Annotated in this window: 13 protein-coding genes; 7 read left to right on the top strand and 6 right to left on the bottom strand. The window is 75.3% G+C overall.

Annotated elements, in window-relative coordinates:
• Positions 1 to 79: 79 nt before the first annotated feature.
• The 5 genes from RND61_RS01740 to RND61_RS01720 all read right to left on the bottom strand — a co-directional run bounded on the left by RND61_RS01740 (position 80) and on the right by RND61_RS01720 (position 7906).
• The gene (locus RND61_RS01740; protein WP_315875804.1) at positions 80 to 1666 is read right to left on the bottom strand and encodes an alpha/beta hydrolase; all 1587 of its coding nucleotides are present in this window, start codon (positions 1664 to 1666) and stop codon (positions 80 to 82) included.
• Between the two features lie 177 nt (positions 1667 to 1843).
• Positions 1844 to 3799 (bottom strand): ABC transporter permease, encoded by a 1956-nt coding sequence (locus tag RND61_RS01735; RefSeq protein ID WP_315875803.1) that lies wholly within the window; start codon positions 3797 to 3799, stop codon positions 1844 to 1846.
• Entirely contained in the window at positions 3796 to 4587 is a 792-nt protein-coding gene (gene modA / locus RND61_RS01730) for a molybdate ABC transporter substrate-binding protein (RefSeq protein ID WP_315875802.1), read from the bottom strand. Before modA ends, RND61_RS01735 begins: the two co-directional genes overlap by 4 nt.
• 77 nt (positions 4588 to 4664) lie before the next feature.
• Complete coding sequence (locus tag RND61_RS01725) at positions 4665 to 5060, bottom strand: TOBE domain-containing protein (protein WP_315875801.1); 396 nt, start codon at positions 5058 to 5060, stop codon at positions 4665 to 4667.
• 134 nt (positions 5061 to 5194) lie between these two features.
• Entirely contained in the window at positions 5195 to 7906 is a 2712-nt protein-coding gene (locus tag RND61_RS01720) for a lysylphosphatidylglycerol synthase domain-containing protein (RefSeq protein ID WP_315875800.1), read from the bottom strand.
• Positions 7907 to 8049: 143 nt separating this feature from the next.
• Here RND61_RS01720 and RND61_RS01715 point away from each other — a divergent pair, with 143 nt between their 5' ends.
• The 5 genes from RND61_RS01715 to nudC all read left to right on the top strand — a co-directional run bounded on the left by RND61_RS01715 (position 8050) and on the right by nudC (position 18070).
• A complete protein-coding gene (locus tag RND61_RS01715) occupies positions 8050 to 8451 on the top strand; it encodes an MGMT family protein (protein WP_315875799.1) in 402 nt (133 codons plus the stop codon).
• An 82-nt stretch (positions 8452 to 8533) separates the two neighbouring features.
• Complete coding sequence (locus RND61_RS01710; RefSeq protein WP_315875798.1) at positions 8534 to 12025, top strand: ATP-dependent helicase; 3492 nt, start codon at positions 8534 to 8536, stop codon at positions 12023 to 12025.
• Between the two features lie 82 nt (positions 12026 to 12107).
• On the top strand, positions 12108 to 15656 hold the full coding sequence (locus tag RND61_RS01705) for a UvrD-helicase domain-containing protein (RefSeq protein ID WP_315875797.1): 3549 nt from the start codon (positions 12108 to 12110) through the stop codon (positions 15654 to 15656).
• A gap of 10 nt (positions 15657 to 15666) precedes the next feature.
• Entirely contained in the window at positions 15667 to 17073 is a 1407-nt protein-coding gene (locus RND61_RS01700; RefSeq protein ID WP_315875796.1) for a dipeptidase, read from the top strand.
• Between the two features lie 49 nt (positions 17074 to 17122).
• Complete coding sequence (gene nudC / locus RND61_RS01695) at positions 17123 to 18070, top strand: NAD(+) diphosphatase (RefSeq protein ID WP_315875795.1); 948 nt, start codon at positions 17123 to 17125, stop codon at positions 18068 to 18070.
• A gap of 81 nt (positions 18071 to 18151) precedes the next feature.
• On the opposite strand, the gene RND61_RS01690 is transcribed toward nudC, so the two are convergent.
• Complete coding sequence (locus RND61_RS01690) at positions 18152 to 18409, bottom strand: mycoredoxin (RefSeq protein WP_315875794.1); 258 nt, start codon at positions 18407 to 18409, stop codon at positions 18152 to 18154.
• Positions 18410 to 18562: 153 nt separating this feature from the next.
• Here RND61_RS01690 and RND61_RS01685 point away from each other — a divergent pair, with 153 nt between their 5' ends.
• Both RND61_RS01685 and RND61_RS01680 read left to right on the top strand, forming a co-directional pair.
• On the top strand, positions 18563 to 20743 hold the full coding sequence (locus tag RND61_RS01685) for an ATP-dependent DNA helicase UvrD2 (protein WP_315875793.1): 2181 nt from the start codon (positions 18563 to 18565) through the stop codon (positions 20741 to 20743).
• Positions 20744 to 20911: 168 nt separating this feature from the next.
• Positions 20912 to 21250, top strand: coding sequence for a hypothetical protein (locus RND61_RS01680; RefSeq protein ID WP_315875792.1), 339 nt, complete (start codon positions 20912 to 20914; stop codon positions 21248 to 21250).
• Positions 21251 to 21408 lie beyond the last annotated feature (158 nt).

The raw sequence follows: 21408 nt of genomic DNA, 5'->3' as shown, positions 1-21408 counted from the left end.
CGGACGTACCGGGCATCCCGCCGCTAAACCGTCATCGTAGGCGCCACCGCCCCCGGCACCGGCGGCCCTGTGGACAACCTCACGGGCAGACGGTCCCCGACGCCGGGACCTTCCCGTCGAGCAGGTAGGCGTTCACCACGCGCCGCACGCAGGCGTCGCCGCCGTTGTAGGCGCCGTGCCCCTCGCCCCGGTACGTCACCTCGACGCCGACGCCCTTGCCCAGCGCCGACGCCATGGCCCTGGCGCCCTCGAACGGCGTGGCCGGGTCGCCCGTCGTCCCGATCACGAGGATCGGGGGCGCGCCGGGGGCGCTCACCTCCGGGTGGTCCGCCCGGCCCGCGACGGGCCACTGGCCGCACCACAGCATCCCCCAGCCGAGGAAGTCACCGAACACGGGCGACGCCTCGCGGAACTCGGGCAGTTTCGCCTTCACCTGCTCCACGGTGAACCGCTGCCTGTCGTCGACGCAGTTGATCGCCGCGTTCGCCGCCTGGAGGTTGTTGTAGTTCCCGTTCTCGTCGCGGCCGTTCATCGAGTCGGACAGCGCCAGCAGCAGCGCGCCGCTGCCGCCGTCCGCCTCGTCGAGGCCCTGCTCCAGGTACTGCCAGTACTCCTTGGAGTACAGGGCCTGCGCGATGCCGTTGAGGGCCTGCGTCTGGGTCAGCTCGCGGTCGCCGATGCCCGGGACGGGGCGCTTGTCGAGCCGTGCCAGCAGATCGGTGACGAACCGCTCGATCTCCTCCGGGGTGTTGCCGGGCAGCGCGCACCCGTCGCCCCGCCGCACGCAGTCGGCGGCGAAGTTCCGCAGGGCCAGTTGGAACCCCCTGGCCTGGCCGAGCGCCCCCTGCTCCGCGGTCCCGCCCGGGTCGACGACGGCGTCGAAGACGGCCCGGCCCACCCGGCGGGGGAACAGGTGCGCGTACACCCCGCCGAGCTCCGTGCCGTACGAGATGCCGAAGTAGTGCAGCTTGTCGTCACCGAGGACCTGCCGCATCAGGTCCATGTCGCGGGCCGCGTTCTCCGTGCCGACGTGCGGCAGCACCTTGCCCGAGTTCTCCTCGCACGCCTCCGCGTACTTCTTCAGCTCCCTCTGGTACGCCTTCTCCTCGGCGGCGTCGTCGGGTGTCGCGTCGCGCGCGAAGAGCGCGTCCAGTTCGCGGCGGCCCAGGCACTCCACGCCGTCGCTCAGCCCCACGCCGCGCGGGTCGAAGCCGACCAGGTCGTAGCGGCCGCGCAGGGTCTCGTAGTCGGGGGCGAAGGACGGCAGGGCGGTGATCCCGGAGCCGCCCGGGCCGCCGAAGTTGAAGACCAGGGAGCCGATCCGCTTCGACCGGTCGCGGGCCTTGGCGCGGATCAGGGCCAGCTCGATCGTGTCGCCGCCGGGGTCGGCGTAGTCGAGCGGGGCGTCCATGAACGCGCACTCCCAGCGGGTGCCGTCCGGGAGCGGGCTCGGCGTCGCGCCGGCCTCCGCCGCGGTGGAGGGCGCGCACGGCTTCCACGACGGCTTCTGCGCGGCCAGTTCGCTCATCGCGTCCCGGCCGGTCCCCTCGCCCTTCTCCCCGTCGCCGCCGCACCCCGCGGTGGCGCCGGTGAGCAGGACGGCGGCGGCGAGGACGGCGGTGCGCCGGCGGGCGGCCGGCCGCCGGGAGGGGCGAGTGATCGGCATGCGTCCATCGTCGGCGCGCCTCCCTCCCCCCGCCCGTGACGCGCGCCCATGCGGGTGGCCGGCCGCCCCGCCGCGTACGGCACCGGAGCCTGGGGGATCGGCGCCCCGGGGCGTGCGGGGGCGGGGGCGGCCGGCCGACCGGCCGGCGCTCCGGGGCGTACGGGGTGGCCGCCGCGCCTACAGCGGTACGACGGTGATCTCGGTCGCCTTCACGCTCACCCACACCGCGGAGCCCTCCGCGAGCCCCAGGTCCGCCGCTGCCGCCGGGGTCACCTCCGCGACCACGTCGGACGGGGCGCCCGGGGCACCCGACACGAGGACCCGCAGCCGCGCCCCGTGCGCGGTCAGCTCCCGTACGGTGCCCCGCCACACGTTGCGGGGACTGCCCGAGGGGCGGGCGCCGTGCAGCGACACCGCCTCGGGCGCCACCACCGCGAGGGCAGCCGCGCCGTCGGCGGGCGCCGGGTCGGCGGCCGTGACCAGCCGGGCGCCGCCCGCCGTGTCCAGGCCGCCGTCCCGTACGGTGCCCGGCCAGGCGTTGCGGCCCAGCATGCGCGCGACCCACGGGGAGCGCGGGTGCCGGGCCACCTCGGCGGGCTCCGCGTACTGCACCGGGCGGCCCTCCTCCAGGACGAGGACGCGGTCGGCCAGCGACACGGCCTCCACCGGGTCGTGCGTGACGATCAGGCACACGCCGGGGAACCCGGCCAGGTGCTGCCGCAGCGCGTGCCGCACGCGCGCGCGGGTCGTCTGGTCCAGGGCGGCCAGCGGCTCGTCGAGCAGCAGGAGCCGGGGCCGCGCGGCCAGGGCCCGGGCGAGCGCCACCCGCTGGGCCTGCCCGCCGGACAGCTCTCCCGGCCTGCGGTCCGCCAGATGGCCCACCCCGAGCCCTTCCAGCCGCTTCCGGGCCTCCACGCGCGCGCGGGAGCGCGGCACGCCCTGCGCGCGCAGTCCGTACGCGGTGTTGGCCAGCGCCGACAGGTGCGGGAACAGCGCCCCGTCCTGCGGCACCCACGCGATGCCGCGCCGGTGCGGCGGCAGCCCGGCCAGCTCCCGCCCGTCGAGGCGCAGGGACGCGGCCGTCGCGCGCGGGGTGAGGCCCAGCAGGGCGCGCAGCAGCGTGCTCTTGCCGGCCCCGTTCGGCCCGACGACGGCGACCGTCGTCCCGGCGGGCACGTCCAGGGTGAGGGCGGTGGCCCCGCGCACCTCGGCCGCGAGCGGCCACGCCGCCCCCGCGGCGTACCCGCCGGCCGGCTCGTCCGCGAGCGGACCGGCGCCGTCCCGCCCCTCCTGCGCCCCCTCCGCCTCCTCCGCGACGGCCGCCGGTCGCGGTGCCTCCCGTACCGCCGCGTGCCCCAGCCAGCGACCGCGCAGGGCGACCAGGACCGCCGCGGCCGTGACGAGGAGCAGCAGCGAGACGGCGACGGCGCCGTCCGGGTCGTTCTGGAGCAGCAGGTACACCTGGAGCGGCAGCGTCTGCGTCGTGCCCGGCAGGTTCCCCGCGAAGGTGATCGTCGCACCGAACTCGCCCAGCGCCCGCGCCCAGCACAGCGCCGCCCCCGCGACGAACCCCGGCCCGACCATCGGCACGGTCACCGTGAAGAACGTCCGCAGCGGGGCGGCCCCCAGCGACGCCGCCGTCTCCTCGTAGCGCGGGTGCAGGCCCGCCAGCGCGCCCTCCAGGCTGATCACCAGGAACGGCATGGACACGAACGCCGCCGCCACCACCGCACCCGCCGTCGAGAACGGCAACGACACCCCGAACCGGTCGGCGAGGACCCCGCCCAGCAGCCCCCGCCGCCCGAACCCCTGCAACAGGGCCACACCCGCCACCGTGGGCGGCAGCACCATCGGCAGCATCACCAGCACCCGCACCAGCGCCTTGCCGCGGAAGTCGACCCGGGCCAGCGTCCAGGCCAGCGGCACACCGAGCAGCAACGACAGGGCGAGCGCCCACGCGGACACCGCCAGCGACAGCCCGAGCGCCTCCCGCACGGCGGGCGCGGTCAGCCGCTCCCCGAGCGTCCCCCACGGGGCGTGCGCCAGCACCCCGGCGAGCGGCAGCAGCAGGAAGACGACCGCGGCCAGCGCGGGCACGGCGAGCGGGACGGGGACCCGCCGGGCGCGGATCACGGCGTCTCGAACCCGGCCGCCGACAGTAGCGCACGCGCGCGCGGCGACCGCAGCCACGCCACGAAGTCGCGCGCCGCCCCGGGGTCGCGCGCGGAGCCGAGGGCGGCGGCCGGATAGGAGGCCACGGCGTTTCGCGCGTCCGGCACGGCCACCGTGTCGACCTCCCCGCGGGCGGCGGTCGCGTCGGTGGCGTACACGAGCCCGGCGTCCGCCTCGCCCAGCCGCACCTTGCCGAGGACGGCGCGGACGTTCGGCTCCTGGGAGACGGCCCGCACGTCCACCCCGGCCCTGTCGAGGACCTGCCGGCTGTAGCGCCCGGCCGGCACCTCGGGTGCGGCCAGCACCACCTTCAGGCCCGGCCGGGACAGGTCCTCCAGGCCGGTGATCCGCTGCGGGTTCCCCGCGGCGGTGACGACGGCGAGCCGGTTGCGGGCGATGACGACGGGCTCGCCGGTCGCCTCGCCCAGGCGGTCCATGGTCGGGGCGTCGGCGGTGACGAGGACGTCGGCCGGCACGCCCTGGCGCACCTGGGAGGCCAGCTCCTGCGACCCGGCGAAGGAGAACACGACGTCGGTGCCGGGGTGCTCCCCCTCGTAGGCGGCGCCGACGTCCTCGAAGACGTCCGTGAGGGACGCGGCGGCCAGCACGGTCAGCCTGCCGCCGCCCGGCCGCGCCGACCCGTCCGCCGGGGCACCGGAGCCGCCGCCGGAGCCCCCGCAGGCCGCCAGCGGCAGCAGCAGGGCCGCGGTCAGCAGGGACGCGACGGCGTGGCGCGCGGTACGGCGCACGGGAACCTCCGGACGGTCGGGCGTACGGGCGTTTGGGTGTGCGGGTCGTGCGGGTCACGCGGATCGCGTGCGGACGGTTAGACGCGGTCGATGTGGACGTTGGTCGACTTCACCCGCGCCACCGCCTCGACGCCCACCTCCAGGCCCAGCTCCTCCACGGCCTCGCGGGTCAGCAGCGACACGAGCCGGTGCGGACCGGCCTGGATCTCCACCTGGGCGGCCACGTCCCCGAGCTTCACGGCCGTGACGATGCCCGGGAACGCGTTGCGCGCGCTGGTGTACGGCACGTCGCCGCCCTCGTCGGACTGCGCGGCCAGCTCGACGGCGAACGCCGCCAGGTCGGGGCCGTCGATCAGCCGTCGGCCCGTCCCGTCCCGGCGCGTGGGGAGCCGGCCGGCGTCGGCCCAGCGGCGTACGGTGTCGGCGCTCACGCCGAGGAGACGCGCCGCCTGCTGCGAGGTGTAGGACCGCATGTGCGGCAATGTAGGCACGGAGGGCCCGCAGCTGCAAGCAGGATCGGTGGATCCTCCCAGCAGTTGCGGGACCTTTCGTACGAACCCGCTACGCGTGCGTAGTCCCCCACAGGGCGTTACGCGCGCGCAGTCCCCTACAGGGCGCCCTTCCGCGTCAGGTGGTTGAACGAGACCCAGCCGGGCAGCACCGGCAGCCACAGCGTCAGCAGCCGGTACAGCAGCACCGCCGGCGCCGCGACCTCCTTCGGCACCCCGGCCAGCACCAGACCGGCCAGCAGGGCGCCCTCGACCGCGCCGACACCGCCCGGTGTGGGCGCCGCCGAACCGAGCGCGTTGCCCGCCAGGAACACCACGGCGAGACTCGCGTACGTCAGCGGCTGGTGGCCGCCGTTGAACGCCCGGATCGACGCGTCGAGGCACAGCACGAACGTCGCCGTCAGCAGCAGCATGCCGCCGATCCCGGTCAGCAGCTTCCCGGGCCGCTGGAGCACGTCCAGCATGCGCGGCACCACCCCCGCGAACAGCGACCGCAGCCGTGTCGAGACGAACTTCCGCAGCGCCGGGACCGCCGTCACCACCAGCAGCAGCACCGCGATCGTCAGCAGTCCCGCGATGACCGTCCTGGACGGGGTGAAGTCGTCCTGCGACCGCTCCGTACCGGTCAGGTAGCCGAACGCCAGCAGCAGCAGGACGTGCGCCCCCAGCCCGAACAGCTGCGACGCCCCGACGCTCGCCACCGCCAGGCCGGGACGCACCCCGGACCGCTGGAGGAACCGCGTGTTCAGCGCGACCCCGCCGACCGCAGCGGGCGCGACGATCTTGACGAAGGACCCGGCGACCTGCGCCACCACGGTCCGCAGGAACGACACCCGCTCCGGTACGAAGCCGAGCAGGCTCATCGCCGCCGCCACGTAGCTCAGCGCCGAGCACGCGACGGCCACCGTGACCCAGCCCCAGGCCGCCTCACTGATCGTCGACAGCGGGATGCTGGCGATCTGCGACAGCAGGAAGTACGCGGCGATGGCGCCCGCGATGAGGCTGATCAGCGTGCGCGGCCTGATCCGCTCCAGCCGCACCGGCTCCACCGGCGCCTGCGGCCTGATCCGCAGCACCTGGCGGCGGATCTGCGCCAGCAGGTCCTCCTCGCGCGCCCCGTGCAGCGCGTCCTCCAGGGCCCGCTTCTCGGCCTGCTTCTCCGCCCGGACCGTCCTGCGCTCCGTCTTCGAGCCCGCCTCGCCGGCCTCCCTGGACGCCTCCAGCCGGGCCTGCTTCGCGGCCTCCGACGCCTTCAGCACCGCCTCCCGCTCCCGCTGCGACCGCTCGCGGGCCAGCTTGCGCAGCGTCGCCCGGCTGGACCGGCTCAGCGCGATCGGCTGGAGCAGCGGCAGGCAGCCCGCGACCTTGTCGGGTCCGAGGACCGCCACGGCCGCCGCGACCGCCCGCTCCGCGCCGACCCGCAGACCGAGCGTGGTGAGAAGCTGCGCGACGTCCATCCGCAGCACCAGGTCGCCCGCGGCGATCTCACCGCCGCGCAGGTCCGTGATCACCACATTGCCGGAACGATCCACCAGCAGGGCGTCGCCCGTCAGCCGGCGGTGCGCGATGCGCCGCGACTGCAGCGCCCGCACCTGCTCCCAGCAGCCGCGCACCACGTCGTCGGTGATCTCCTCGTCGGCCAGCGAGTCGAGGGAGCGCCCGCCCCGGTGCTCGTAGACGAGCATCACGGCGTCCGGGCCGAGCTCGGAGGTGGCGATCAGCTTCGGCGCGTTCGCCCCGGCGGCGATGGCCGCGTACGCGAGGAGCGCCTCCTGCTCCAGGGCCTGCCGCAGCGACTGGATGGAGCGGCGCGTGGTGATCCCGCGCAGCGTCAGCCGGCGCCACACCCGGTAGAAGAACCCCTGCGCCTGCTGTTCCCGGTCGACCACCGTCACGTCGAGGGGCGGGCCCTCCTCCAGGGTGACCAGGTAGCGGCGGCCCCGGTCGCCCTGCTCGGCGGTCTCCGGCAGGCCCTCCGCGCGCATGGCCGACACCGGGCGGAACCCGACGTGGCGCAGGCCCGCCAGGAGCGTCTGGCCCGTGGGGCGGACGTTCGGGGAGCCGACCGTGTAGAGGGTCCCGTACGCGACGGTCCAGCCGATCAGGATCGTCAGCATGATCGAAAGCGGTGTCGTGTAGCCCGCGACCAGCATGGTGAACGCGTCGAGCAGCAGCACCACCCACAGCACGACCCGCCAGCGGGGTCGCCGGGCCATGCCGACCGCCGACATGTACGCGATGACCGGCGCCAGGTAGCCGTGGACCGGGTCCGTGAGCCCGCCGCCGCTCTGCGGCTGCGTGAGCGCGTCCTGGATCGTCGTGGGCGCCGCCCGCGCCACCCACAGGTCCGTCGCGAGGGTCACCCCGTGCGCGAGCACGGCGGCGAGGACCCCGTCCGCGATGCGCAGGCCGTCCCGCTTGATCAGCCGCTCGATCGCGAACGCGACGGGCACGAGCAGCACGGCGATGCTGGAGACGAGCCCGGCCATCTTGACGAACACGTCCGGGGCCTGGCCGGTGCCCTTGTTGATGTCCTGTTCGAGCCCCGAGGTGGTGCCGCTGGCGAAGGCCGCGATGCCGATGACGACGACGATCGCGAGAACGCCGACGAGCAGGCGCAGCAGGTCGGAAGGGCGGTGCACGCGCGCGGCGAGCAGCGGTTCGTCACCGGAGAGGTCGCTGTGCTGCTCGGCGGGGGCGTCGGTCGGCGCGGGCCCGTCCGCCGCTTCGGGGTCCGGCCCGCCGCTCCGCGAGGCGGTGTTCGGGCGCGGCTCGGCGCCAGGAGCGCTCGCCGCGTCGGGAGGCCGCACGTCCTGTTCCTTCGCCTTCTCTGTGTCTTCTTGATCTCGTATCACCAGTCACCGCCCGGAAGATGGTGGCACGACCGGGAGGCGGGGGAGGGCATCAGGGTGTGGTGCCCGCGTTGTCGTACCCGTGGTGCAGGATGGTGCGGATGACTGTTGAGGAGCACCCCGACCGGCTTCCGGAGTACGCGGAGCGCGTGCTGGAGGTCGTCGAGCTCATCCCGCCCGGCCGGGTGCTGACCTACGGGGACGTCGCCGAATGGCTCGGCGAGGGAGGCCCCCGCCAGGTCGGCAGGGTCATGGCGCTGTACGGCGGTGCCGTGCCGTGGTGGCGCGTGGTGCGCGCCGACGGCCGGCTGCTGCCCGGGCACGAGCGGCGCGCCCTGGGGCACTACCGTGAGGAGGCCACCCCGCTGCGGGAGGCCGCGCCGGCGCACGGCGCCGCGACCCCCCTGCCGCGCCTCGACATGAGGCGGGCCCGCTGGGACGGGATCGGCGGTGCCGGCAGCGCTGGCGCGGACGACACCGGGCGTGCGATGGCTCACAATTGACAGCTTCCGCCATACGGCGGGGCCGCGCCCCTTCTCCACCGCACCCTCACCCTCAGCACACCTCCCAGGACCGGCGATCCACGTGAGTTCCTCCTTCACCACCCGGCGCGCGCCGCACCAGGACCCGGTACGGCCGGGGAGCCCCGGCGCGTACCGGCTGGTGCGCACCCCGCCGGACCCGGTGGCCCCTCCTCTCCTGGACGCAGCGCAGCGGGCGGTGGTTGACCACGCGGACGGGCCGCTCCTCGTCCTCGCCGGACCCGGTACCGGCAAGACGACGACGTTGGTCGAGGCGGTGGCGGCGCGCGTCGAGCGGGGTGCCGACCCCGAGAGGATCCTCGTCCTCACCTTCAGCCGCAAGGCCGCCGTCGAGCTGCGCGACCGCATGGCCGCCCGGCTGCCCGGCGCGCGCGCCCCGCAGGCGACGACGTTCCACTCGTACTGCTACGCCCTCGTCCGCGCCCACCAGGACGCCGACCTGTTCGCCGAGCCGCTGCGCCTGCTGTCCGGCCCCGAGCAGGACGTCGCCGTACGCGAGCTGCTCGCCGGCCAGCTGGTCCTGGAGCGCGACGGCCTCGCCCGCGTCCACTGGCCCGACGAGCTGCGCGCCTGCCTCACCACGCGCGGCTTCGCCGACGAGGTGCGCGCCGTGCTGGCCCGCTCCCGCGAGCTGGGCCTCGGCCCGCGCGCCCTCGCCTCGTTCGCCGCGCGCACGGGGCGGCGCGACTGGTCGGCGGCGGCCGAGTTCCTCGCCGAGTACCTGGACGTCCTCGACATGCAGGGCGTCCTCGACTACGCCGAGCTGGTCCACCGCGCGGTGCTCCTCGCCGAGCGCGTGGCGCTCCCCGCGTACGACGCGGTGTTCGTCGACGAGTACCAGGACACCGACCCGGCGCAGGTACGGCTGCTCCAGGCGCTCGCGGGGCGGGGGAGGACCCTGTACGCGTTCGGGGACCCCGACCAGTCGATCTACGCGTTCCGGGGCGCGGACGTCAACGGCGTCCTCGACTTCCCGCACGTGTTCCGGCGCGCGGACGGCGCCCCCGCGCCGGTCGCCGTGCTCCGGACGGCGCGCCGCTCCGCCCCGGCGATCCTGGCCGCGACCCGGCTGCTCACCGCGCGGATGCCGCTGCCGCGCCTGCCCGCCGACACGGTGCGGGCCCACCGCGACCTGACGCCGGTCCGCGAGGGCGGGCGGGTCGAGACGTACACCTTCCCGACCGCGTCCACGGAGCTGGACAACATCGCGGACATCCTGCGCCGCGCGCACCTGGAGGACGGGGTGCCGTGGAGCGACATGGCCGTCCTGGTGCGCGCCGGCGCACGCTCCCTGCCGTCGCTGCGCCGCGCCCTGACCTCGGCGGGCGTGCCGCTGGAGATGGACGGCGCGGACGTCGCGCTGCGCCACGAACCGGCGGTGGCCCCCCTCCTCACGGCCCTGCGCGCCACGGCGACGGCGGCCCTGCGGGGCGCGACGGACGTGGTGGGCGCGTCGGACGTGGCGGACGTGGGGGGCGCGGTGGAGCGGCCCGCCGAGGAGGGCGCCACCGACGCGGGAGCCACCGGCGGAGCCCCCGCCGACGGACCGGCCACCGGCAGGGCCCCGGACGACGGCGCCTCGGGCGACGGCACCCCCGGTGCGGAGGACTCCGGTGCGGAGGACTCCGGTGCGGAGGACCCCAGTGCGGAGGACTCCGTCCCCTGGCTGGACACGGAGACCGCGCTCACCCTGCTCACCTCGCCGCTCGGCGGCATGGACGCCGCCGACCTCCGCCGCCTCGGACGCGCCCTGCGCGACGAGGAGCGCGCGGCGGGCAACAAGGTCCCCCCGCCCTCCGACGCGCTGCTCGCCCGCGCCCTCGCCGAACCCGAACGGCTCGTCGCCCACGACCCCGCCTACGCGCGCGGAGCGCAGCACCTGGGCAGGCTGCTCCGCGAGACGCGCCAGCTCCTCGCCGCCGGCGGAACCGCCGAAGAGGCCCTCTGGCACCTGTGGAACGGCACCGGCTGGCCCCACCGCCTCCACCGGTCCGCCCTGCGCGGCGGGCCCGCCGGCCGCAACGCCGACCGGGACCTCGACGCCGTGTGCGCCCTGTTCGACACCGCGGCCCGCGCCGAGGAGCGCACCGGCGGGCGCGGCGCCCTGAACTTCCTCGCCGAGCTCGAAGCGCAGGACATCGCCGCCGACACCCTCTCCAAGCGGCAGGCGCGCCCCGACGCCGTACGCCTGATGACGGCGCACCGCTCCAAGGGGCTCGAATGGAGCCTGGTCGTCGTCGCCGGCGTACAGGAGGGGCTCTGGCCCGACCTGCGGCGGCGCGGCTCCCTCCTGGAGGCCGACCGGATCGGCCGCGACGGCCTCGCCGAACCGCTCACCCCCGGCGCCCTCCTCGCGGAGGAGCGCCGCCTCTTCTACGTGGCCGCCACGCGCGCGCGCGACCGGCTGGTCGTCACCGCCGTCAAGGCGCCCGCCGAGGACGGTGACCAGCCCTCCCGGTTCCTCGCCGAGCTCGGCGTCGAACCGAGGGACGTCACCGCCCGCCCGCGCCGCCCCCTCGCCGTCGCCGCGCTCGTCGCGGAGCTCCGCGCCACCACCGTCGACCCGGACGCCTCACCCGCCCTGCGCGACGCCGCCGCCCGCCGGCTGGCCCGGCTCGCCGCGCTCACCGACGACGAGGGCCAGCCCCTGGTCCCCGCCGCCCACCCGTACCGCTGGTGGGGCCTGTACGACCCGACGCACGCGCCCGCCCCGCTCCGGGACCGCGACCGGCCCGTCACGCTCTCCGGCAGCGCCCTGGAGCAACTGGTCGACACGTGCGCCCTCCAGTGGTTCCTGGGCCGCGAGGTGAAGGCGGACGCCCCCGCGACCGCCGCGCAGGGCTTCGGCAACGTCGTCCACGTCCTCGCCGACGAGGTCGCCTCCGGCCGCACCCCCGCCGACCTGGCGGTCCTCATGGAACGCCTCGACTCGGTGTGGGACGCGCTGGCGTTCGACGCGCCGTGGAAGTCGGCCCAGGAGAAGGAGCACGCGCGCGTGGCGCTGGAGCGCTTCCTGCGCTGGCACGTGATGGACCGGGGCGGCCGGACCCCCGCCGCCACCGAGCACGGCTTCGACGTGACGCTGGAGGCGGGGGAGTACCAGGTGCGGATCCGGGGCTCCATGGACCGGGTCGAGCGGGACGAGCAGGGCCGCGCCTACGTCGTCGATTTCAAGACCGGCAAACAGGCCCCCACGAAGGACGAGGTCGCCCGCCACGCCCAGCTCGCCGTCTACCAGCTCGCCGTCCGCGAGGGCGCCCTCGACGAGGTCTTCGACGGCCGCCGCCCCGAACCGGGCGGCGCCGAACTGGTCCACCTCCGCCAGCCGGCCCCCCGCAAGGAGGGCGGCGACGCCCTGCCGCGCGTCCAGTCCCAGGAGCCGCCCCCGCGGGAGTGGGTCACCGGCCTGCTCGCCACCGCCGCGGGCCGCGTCCTCGACGAGCGCTTCACGCCCACCACCGGGCAGCACTGCGCCACCTGCGCCTTCCGCGCCTCCTGCAGCGCCCGCCCCGAGGGCCGCCACATCGTGGAGTGAGACGGGGGCGGGCCCCTACCGCCCAGCGGGAGACGCCCCACCGCCCGGCGGGGCTGTCGGCACCCCCGGCTAGCCTTCTCCGGTGACCGCACGCATCACCGACCCCGAGCAGCTCAAGGAGCTGCTCGGCATCCCCTTCACCCCGGAGCAGACGGCCTGCATCACCGCGCCGCCCGCCCCGCAGGCCATCGTGGCCGGAGCCGGTTCCGGGAAGACGACGGTGATGGCCGCCCGCGTGGTGTGGCTGGTCGGCACGGGGCAGGTCGCCCCCGAACAGGTCCTCGGCCTGACCTTCACCAACAAGGCCGCCGGCGAGCTGGCCGAGCGGGTCCGCGCCGCCCTGGTCCGCGCCGGCGTCACCGATCCCGACGTGATCGACCCCGACAACCCGCCGGGCGAGCCCCGCATCTCCACGTACCACGCGTTCGCCGGCCGCCTCCTCACCGACCACGGCCTGCGCATCGGTCTGGAGCCCACGGCCCGCCTCCTCGCGGACGCCACGCGCTACCAGCTCGCCGCCCGCGTCCTGCGCGAGGCCCCCGGCCCGTACCCGGCGCTCACCCGGTCGTTCCCCACGCTCGTCAGCGACCTCCTCGCCCTCGACGCCGAGCTGGCCGAGCACCTCGTCCGCCCCGAGGACCTCCGGGCGTACGACTCCGCGCTGCTCACCGCCCTCGCCCCGGTCCGCCTCGGCAACGCCGACCTCCGCAAGGTCCCCGAAGCCGCCGCCGCCCGCCGCGAACTGCTGGACCTGGTCGTCCGCTACCGCGCCGCCAAGCGCGAGCGGGACCTGCTCGACTTCGGGGACCAGATCGCCCTCTCCGCCGAACTGGCCCTCACCCGCCCCGAGGTCGGCGCGCAGCTGCGCGACGAGTTCCGGGTCGTCCTCCTCGACGAGTACCAGGACACGTCCGTCGCGCAGCGGCGGCTCCTGGCCGGCCTCTTCGGCGGGGACACGGGCCACCCGGTCACCGCCGTGGGCGACCCCTGCCAGGCCATCTACGGCTGGCGCGGCGCGTCCGTCGCCAACCTCGACGACTTCCCCGAGCACTTCCCGCACGCGGACGGCCGCCCCGCCTCCCGGTACGCGCTCAGCGAGAACCGCCGCAGCGGCGGGCGGCTCCTCCAGCTCGCCAACGGCCTCGCGGAGCCCCTGCGCGCCATGCACGCGGGCGTGGAGGCGCTGCGCCCCGCTCCCGGCGCCGAGCGCGACGGCGTCGTACGGATCGCGCTGTTGCCGACGCAGGCCGAGGAGATCGCCTGGCTCGCGGACTCCGTCGCCCACCTGGTCCGCACGGGCGTGGAGCCCGGCCGGATCGCCGTCCTGTGCCGCACGGCGACCGACTTCCCGGAGATCCAGGCGGCCCTCGTCGCGCGCGACGTGCCCGTCGAGGTCGTCGGCCTGTCCGGCCTGCTGCACCTCCCGGAGGTCGCCGACCTGGTCGCCGTGTGCGAGGTCCTCCAGGACCCCGGCGCCAACGCGTCGCTGGTAAGGCTCCTCACCGGGCCGCGCTGGCGGATCGGCGCCCGCGACCTCGCCCTGCTGGGCCGCCGCGCCCGCCTGCTGGTGCACCGCGCCGGCGACGGGGCCGCCGACGCGGACGAGCGCCTGGCGGCCGCCGTGGAGGGGGTGGACCCCGCCGAGGTGATCTCCCTGGCGGACGCGCTGGACACGTTCCTGGAGACGGGCGGGCACGACGACGGGCTGCCCTTCTCGGCGGAGGCCCGCGTCCGGTTCGCGCGCCTCGCCGCCGAGCTGCGCGACCTGCGGCGCTCGCTGGCCGACCCGCTGATGGACGTCCTGCACCGGATCCTGGCCACCACCGGCCTGGAGGTCGAGCTCTCCGCGTCCCCGCACGCCCTGGCCGCCCGCCGCCGCGAGACCCTGTCGAACTTCCTGGACATCGCCGCCCGGTTCGCGTCCCTCGACGGCGAGGCGACGCTCCTGGCGTTCCTCGGGTTCCTGCGCACGGCCGCCCAGTACGAGAAGGGCCTCGACAACGCCCTCCCCGGCGGGGAGAACACCGTGAAGGTCCTCACGGCGCACAAGTCGAAGGGCCTGGAGTGGGACGTGGTCGCCGTCCCCGGGCTCGTGACCGGACAGTTCCCCAGCAGCAGGTCCCGCGAGGCGTGGACGGCCCAGCCGCAGGTCCTGCCGCACGCCCTGCGCGGCGACGCCGAGACCCTGCCCGGGATCGACGCGTGGGACGCGAAGTCGCTGAAGGCGTTCAAGGACGCCCTGCGGGACCACCAGCACACCGAGGAGCTGCGCCTGGGGTACGTGACGTTCACCCGCCCCCGCTCGGTGCTGCTCGGCTCCGGCCACTGGTGGGGGCCCTCCCAGAAGCGCCGCCGCGGCCCCTCCGACTTCCTGCACGCCCTGTACGACCACTGCGCGGCCGGGTACGGGGAGATCGAGGCGTGGGCGGACGAGCCGGAGGAGGACGCCGAGAACCCGGCGCTCCGGGCGTCCGCCGAGGAGCGGGCGTGGCCGCTGCCCCTGGACCCCGACTCCCTGGCCCGCCGCCGCGCCGCCGCCGACACGGTCCTGGCGTACCTGGAGAGCCCGCCCGCCGAGCCCGAGGCCGCCCCGGAAGCCCCCGAAGCCGCCGAGGTCCCGGAGGCCGCCGAGGTCCCGGAAGCCCCCGGCGACCTCCTGTGGCCGGACGACCTGGACGCCCCCTGGCCGGACGACGCCCCGCCCGAGGACGCCTTCGACGACCACGACGCGCCCCCGCCCGACGAGGCCCCCGACCACGGCCCGCACGAGCCCCACGCCACCGCCACCGTCCCCGGCGACGGCACCGACCCGGCCCCGGGGGACCCGCACGCCCCGCCCCCGCGCGCCATCCCCCGCCAGCGCGCCGCCGCCGACGACGGCGACGGCACGGCCCCCGCCGGCCCGCTCGCGCCCGAGGAGGCCCGTACCGTCGCCTCCTGGGACCGCGACCTCGACGCGCTCACCGGCGAGCTGCTGCGCGCCCGCGCCACCACGCGCGAGGTGCCCCTGCCCGCCTCCCTCTCCGCGTCGCAGCTGCTGCGCCTCGCCGCCGACCCGGACGCCTTCGCGGCGGAGCTGGCCCGCCCCATGCCGCGCCCCCCGCAGCCCGCCGCCCGGCGGGGCACGCGGTTCCACGCGTGGGTGGAGTCCCGCTTCGAGGAACTGCCGCTGCCCCTGCTCGGCCCCGACGAGCTGCCCGGCGGCGAGGTGTACGCCGACGAGCCGGAGATCGCCGACGAGCGGGACCTGGCCGTCCTCAAGGAGGCGTTCGAGCACACCCCGTACGCCCACCGCACCCCGTACCGGGTGGAGGCCCCCTTCCAGCTCGTGCTCGCCGGCAGGGTCGTGCGCGGCCGGATCGACGCCGTCTACCACGACCCCGGCTCCGGCACGTACGAGATCGTCGACTGGAAGACCAGCCGCCACCGCACCGGCGACCCTCTCCAGCTGGCGGTCTACCGGCTCGCCTGGGCGGAGTCGCACGGTCTGCCCCTCGACGCGGTCACCGCCGCGTTCGTCTACGTGCGCACCGGCGAGGTCGCCCGCCCGGACGGGCTGCCCGGCCGGGCGGAACTGGAGCGGATCCTGCTCGGTGGGACGGCCGACGGGACACCCGCCGACGCCGGATAGGCTCAGGAGCATGAGCGACACCCCGGACAGCGCCGTCCAGACCGTACGGAAATACGTGGAGCAGCACCGCGCGGCCTTCCTCGACGACCTCGTCGAGTGGCTGCGCATCCCCTCCGTCTCGGCCCGGCCCGAGCACGCCCCCGACGTGCGGCGCAGTGCCGAGTGGCTCGCCGCGAAGCTCGCGCGGACCGGCTTCCCGGTCGCGGAGGTCTGGGAGACGGACGGCGCCCCCGCCGTGTACGCGGAGTGGCCCTCCGCCGACCCCGGCGCCCCCACCGTCCTCGTCTACGGCCACCACGACGTGCAGCCCGCCGCCCGCGAGGACGGCTGGCACACCGACCCGTTCGAGCCCGTCGTCCGCGGCAACCGGCTCTACGCGCGCGGGGCGGCCGACGACAAGGGCCAGGTGTTCTTCCACACCCTCGGCGTCCGCGCCCACCTGGACCTCACCGGTCGCGACACCCCGGCCGTCAACCTGAAGCTGCTCGTGGAGGGCGAGGAGGAGTCCGGCTCCGCCCACTTCCGCGCGCTGGTCGAGGAGCGCGCGGACCGCCTCGCCGCCGACGCCGTGATCGTCTCCGACACCGGCATGTGGTCCGAGACGACCCCCACGGTCTGCACCGGCATGCGCGGCCTCGCGGACTGCGAGATCGAGCTGTACGGCCCCGACCAGGACATCCACTCCGGATCCTTCGGCGGCGCCGTCCCCAACCCGGCCACGGTCGCCGCCCGCCTGGTCGCCGCGCTCCACGACGAGGACGAGCGCGTCACCGTCCCCGGCTTCTACGACGGCGTCGCGGAGCTCACGGACGCGGAGCGGGCGCTCATCGCGGAGCTGCCGTTCGACGAGGCCGCCTGGCTCGCCGCGGCCCGGTCGCACGCCACGCTCGGCGAGGCCGGGTACTCCACCCTGGAGCGCGTCTGGGCCCGGCCGACCGCCGAGGTCAACGGCATCGGCGGCGGCTACCAGGGCCCCGGCGGCAAGACGATCGTCCCGTCGTCCGCGCGGCTGAAGCTCTCCTTCCGGCTCGTCGCGGGCCAGGACCCGGACCGGATCGAGCAGTCCGTACGCGACTGGGTCGCCGCCCGCGTCCCCGACGGCATCCGTCACGAGATCACGTTCGGGGCGGCCACCCGGCCCTGCCTGACGCCGCTCGACCACCCGGCGCTGCGGGCCGTCGCCCGGTCCATGAGCCGCGCCTTCGACGGCGCGAAGATCCGCTACACGCGCGAGGGCGGCTCCGGACCCGCCGCCGACCTCCAGGACGTCCTGGCCGCTCCGGTGCTGTTCCTCGGCATCTCCGTACCGTCCGACGGCTGGCACGCGCCGAACGAGAAGGTCGAGCTCGACCTGCTGCTGAAAGGCGTGGAGGCGACCGCCCACCTGTGGGGCGAACTGGCCGACGCGCTCCGCTGAACACGACGCTGAACAGACACCCAGACACCCGGGGGAGTTGGAAGCACCAGTGAGCACCATCAGCAACGAGGCCGGTCCCCGCCCGATCGGCTTCACCGCCCCGAGCGGCATCGACCGCGCCGCCCACCACCGTCTCGACGAGGCGTGGCTCGCGGCGGCGTGGAGCCACCCCACCACGCGCGTCTTCGTCGTGTCCGGTGGCCAGGTGCTGGTCGACGACACCCCGGACGGGCGCACCGAGCTGGTCATGACGCCGACCTTCGAGGCGCCCGTGACCGAAACGCACCGCTACTTCCTCGGCACGGACGCGGACGGCGTCAGCTACTTCGCGCTCCAGAAGGACGCGCTGCCCGGCCGGATGGACCAGTCGGCGCGCCCCGCCGGGCTGCGCGAGGCCGGTCTGCTGCTGGACGCCCGCGACGCCGCCCTGATGGTCCACGCGGTCGCCCTGGAGAACTGGCAGCGCCTCCACCGCTTCTGCTCCCGCTGCGGGGAGCGCACGGTCATCGCGGCGGCGGGCCACATCCGCCGCTGCCCGGCCTGCGGCGCGGAGCACTACCCGCGCACCGACCCGGCAGTGATCATGCTGGTGACGGACGAGCGCGACCGGGTGCTGCTCGGCCGGCAGGTGCACTGGCCGGAGGGCCGCTTCTCGACCCTCGCCGGGTTCGTCGAGCCGGGCGAGTCCATCGAGCAGTCCGTGGTCCGCGAGGTGTACGAGGAGGCCGGGATCACGATCGGCGAGGTGCGGTACGTCGCCAGCCAGCCGTGGCCGTTTCCGTCCAGCCTGATGCTGGGCTTCATGGCCCGCGCCACGTCGTCCGAGATCGACGTCGACGGGGACGAGATCGAGGAGGCCCGCTGGTTCTCCCGCGAGGAGCTGGCAGCCGCCTTCGAGTCCGGCGAGGTGCTCCCGCCGTACGGCATCTCGATCGCGACGCACCTGATCGAGACGTGGTACGGCAGGCCGCTCCCCAGGCCGGGCACCGCCGCCTGACCCCGCCCGCGCGGAAACACGGGGACGCCCCCGCCGGTGATCCACCGGCGGGGGCGTCCCCGCGAGGCGCCGGCCCGGGTGTCAGCCGGCCAGGGCCTGCTGGACCTGCATCAGGCTCGGGTTGGTCATCACGACGTCCTCGCCGCCGCCGCGCGGCGTGACGAGCACGGTCGGAACGGTCTGGTTGCCGTTGTTGACCTTCTCCACGAAAGCGGCGGACTCCGGGTCCTGCTCGATGTTGATCTCGGTGTACGCGATGCCCTCGCGGTCCAGCTGGCTCTTGAGCCGCCGGCAGTACCCGCACCAGGTCGTGCTGTACATCGTCACAGTTCCCTGCATCGTCTCTTCCGCTCCTCGGATGACTGGAGTGCCTGATCGCACCCGGGAGAACGTACGCGCCCCGTCCCCACATTCCCGGCGGCGGTACGACCGGTCTCCCGCCCCTGTGGACGACCGGCCCGGCCCGCTCCGGGGACCTGGCAGCATGGCAGGGTGACACCAGCGACGCACTCCACCCTCTTCCCGCAGGTCCCCGAATCGGCGGACGCGGTGCTCGACGGGCTCGACCCGGAGCAGCGCGAGGTGGCGACTGCCCTGCACGGCCCGGTGTGCGTCCTGGCGGGCGCGGGCACGGGCAAGACCAGGGCGATCACCCACCGCATCGCCTACGGAGTGCGCGCCGGGATCCTCCAGCCCGCGAGCGTGCTGGCCGTCACGTTCACCCACCGCGCCGCCGGCGAGATGCGCGGCCGGCTACGGCAGCTCGGCGCGGGCGGCGTCCAGGCCCGTACGTTCCACTCCGCGGCGCTCCGGCAGCTCCAGTACTTCTGGCCGAAAGCCGTCGGTGGCGACCTGCCCCGGCTGATCGACCGCAAGGCCCAGCTCGTCGCCGACGCCGCCGCCCGCTGCCGGATCCGGCTCGACCGCACCGAGCTGCGGGACGTCACGTCGGAGATCGAGTGGGCGAAGGTCACGCAGACCGTCCCCGCCGACTACCCGGCCGCCGTCGCCAAGGCCCAGCGCGACGCCCCGCGCGCCCCGGCCGAAACTGGCCAGATCTATGCCATGTACGAGCAGCTGAAGCGGGAGCGCGACGTCCTCGACTTCGAGGACGTGCTGCTACTCACGGTCGGCATCCTCCAGGACCGGCACGACATCGCGGAACAGGTCCGCCGCCAGTACCAGCACTTCGTGGTGGACGAGTACCAGGACGTGTCCCCGCTCCAGCAGCGCCTCCTCGACCTGTGGCTCGGCGACCGCGACAGCCTGTGCGTCGTCGGGGACGCCAGCCAGACGATCTACTCCTTCACCGGAGCCACCCCCGACTACCTGCTGGACTTCCGCACGCGCCACCCGCACGCGACCGTCGTCAGACTGGTCCGCGACTACCGCTCCACGCCGCAGGTCGTCCACCTGGCCAACGGCCTCCTCGCCCAGGCCCGGGGCCGCGCCGCCGACCACCGGCTGGAGCTGGTCTCCCAGCGCGACCCCGGCCCCGAACCCGTCTACACCGAGTACGGCGACGAGCCGACCGAGGCCGAGGGGACGGCCCGCCGCATCCGCGACCTGATCGCCTCCGGCGTCCCGGCCGGCGAGATCGCCGTGCTGTACCGCGTCAACGCCCAGTCCGAGATCTACGAACAGGCCCTCGCGGACGCCGGTGTCCCGTACCAGCTGCGCGGCGCCGAGCGGTTCTTCGAACGCCAGGAGGTGCGCGAGGCGGGCGCCGCCCTGCGCAGTGCCGCCCGCTTCGGCGCGAACGACCCGCTGCTCGACGACGTCGTCGACCTGCCGTCGCAGGTCCGCGCCGTGCTGTCCACCAAGGGCTGGACGACCGAGCCCCCCGCCGGCTCCGGCGCCGTGCGGGACCGCTGGGAGTCCCTGGCCGCGCTGGTCCGCCTCGCCGAGGACCTCGCCCGCGCCCGCCCGGAGGCCGTCCTCGCGGACCTGGTCGCGGAGCTGGACGAGCGGGCCGCCGCCCAGCACGCCCCCACGGTCCAGGGCGTGACGCTGGCCTCCCTCCACGCGGCGAAGGGCCTCGAATGGGACGCCGTGTTCCTCGTCGGCCTCACCGAGGGCACCCTGCCCATCACGTACGCCAGGACCGACAAGCAGATCGAGGAGGAGCGGCGGCTGCTCTACGTCGGCGTCACCCGCGCCCGCCGGCACCTGAACCTGTCGTGGGCGCTGTCCCGCTCGCCCGGCGGTCGCGCCCACCGCGAGCCGTCCCGCTTCCTGAGCGGTCTGCGCCCCGGCAGCGGGAGCCCCGCCGTCCGCGCCGTTCGCACGACCGGCGGTGTCGAGCGCGGCGCGGGGGCGGCCCGTTCCCGGCGCGCCCGGGGCCCGGTGCGCTGCCGGGTGTGCGGCACGACGCTCACGGTCGCCGGCGAGATGAAGCTGATGCGCTGTGAGGACTGCCCCTCGGAGATGGACGAGGGCCTGTACGAGCGGCTCCTCGAATGGCGCGCCGGCCAGGCCCGCCGGCTGGGCCAGCCCGACTACTGCGTCTTCACCGAGAAGACCCTCATCGCCATCGCGGAGACCGTCCCGTCGACCGACGCCGAGCTGGCCGCGATCCCCGGGGTCGGCATCCGCAAGCTCAACCGCTTCGGAGCCGACATCCTCGCCATCTGCGCAGGTGAGGAACGCGGGGACGGCGGCGGCGAAGACTGATCCCAACTCGTCGAAAAAATAGTTTGCGCCCGCCCTACGAAGCGCCATAGGTTCTTAACCACGCGAACAGCGGCTTCCTCGAAGCCCTGCCGTCGTGCTGTACTTATCCGAATACCGCAGGACCAGCCCCGGCCGGTCCTCCCGAGACGCCGAGAGGAGGCGATTCCAGTGATCAGCATCAACACCAGCTTCGTCAGCACCGCCAAAATGACCGATCGCTCGGTCGTCTCCGCCTGCACGCTCGGCCTCTCCGGTTCGGCGTTCCTTGGCAGCGGTCTGTTCGGCTTCCGGGCCGTCCGTCCGTCGTCCTCCCTGTCGGCCCTCCCCGTCGTCGAGGGCTTCGAGGCCAACGAGCGACCGACCGAGGCACTGGAAGCAGGAGTAGCAGCGGCGCAGGCTCCGGCCTATGCCTTTGCGGCGACCGGTGCCGACCACACGAAGCAGACGCAGCAGCACCACACGATGTGGGCCTTCCGTGGGCTCGAACCCTGGAGCGATCCAGCCTGATCCAGGATCAGGCCGGCGCCTTCAGGGCCGCGGAACCCCACCCGGGATCCGCGGCCCTTCTGTTTTGCCCGAACGGGCGGAGCAGAGCGAAGGGGCCCCGGGACCAGCAGAACCCGGTACCAGCCCACCGGCCGACCAGCCGGACCGACCAGACGAGG

It is taken from the genome of Streptomyces tamarix, assembly GCF_032423885.1.
Taxonomy (GTDB): Bacteria; Actinomycetota; Actinomycetes; order Streptomycetales; family Streptomycetaceae; genus Streptomyces; species Streptomyces tamarix.
This window is presented reverse-complemented; position numbering and strand designations above follow the sequence as displayed.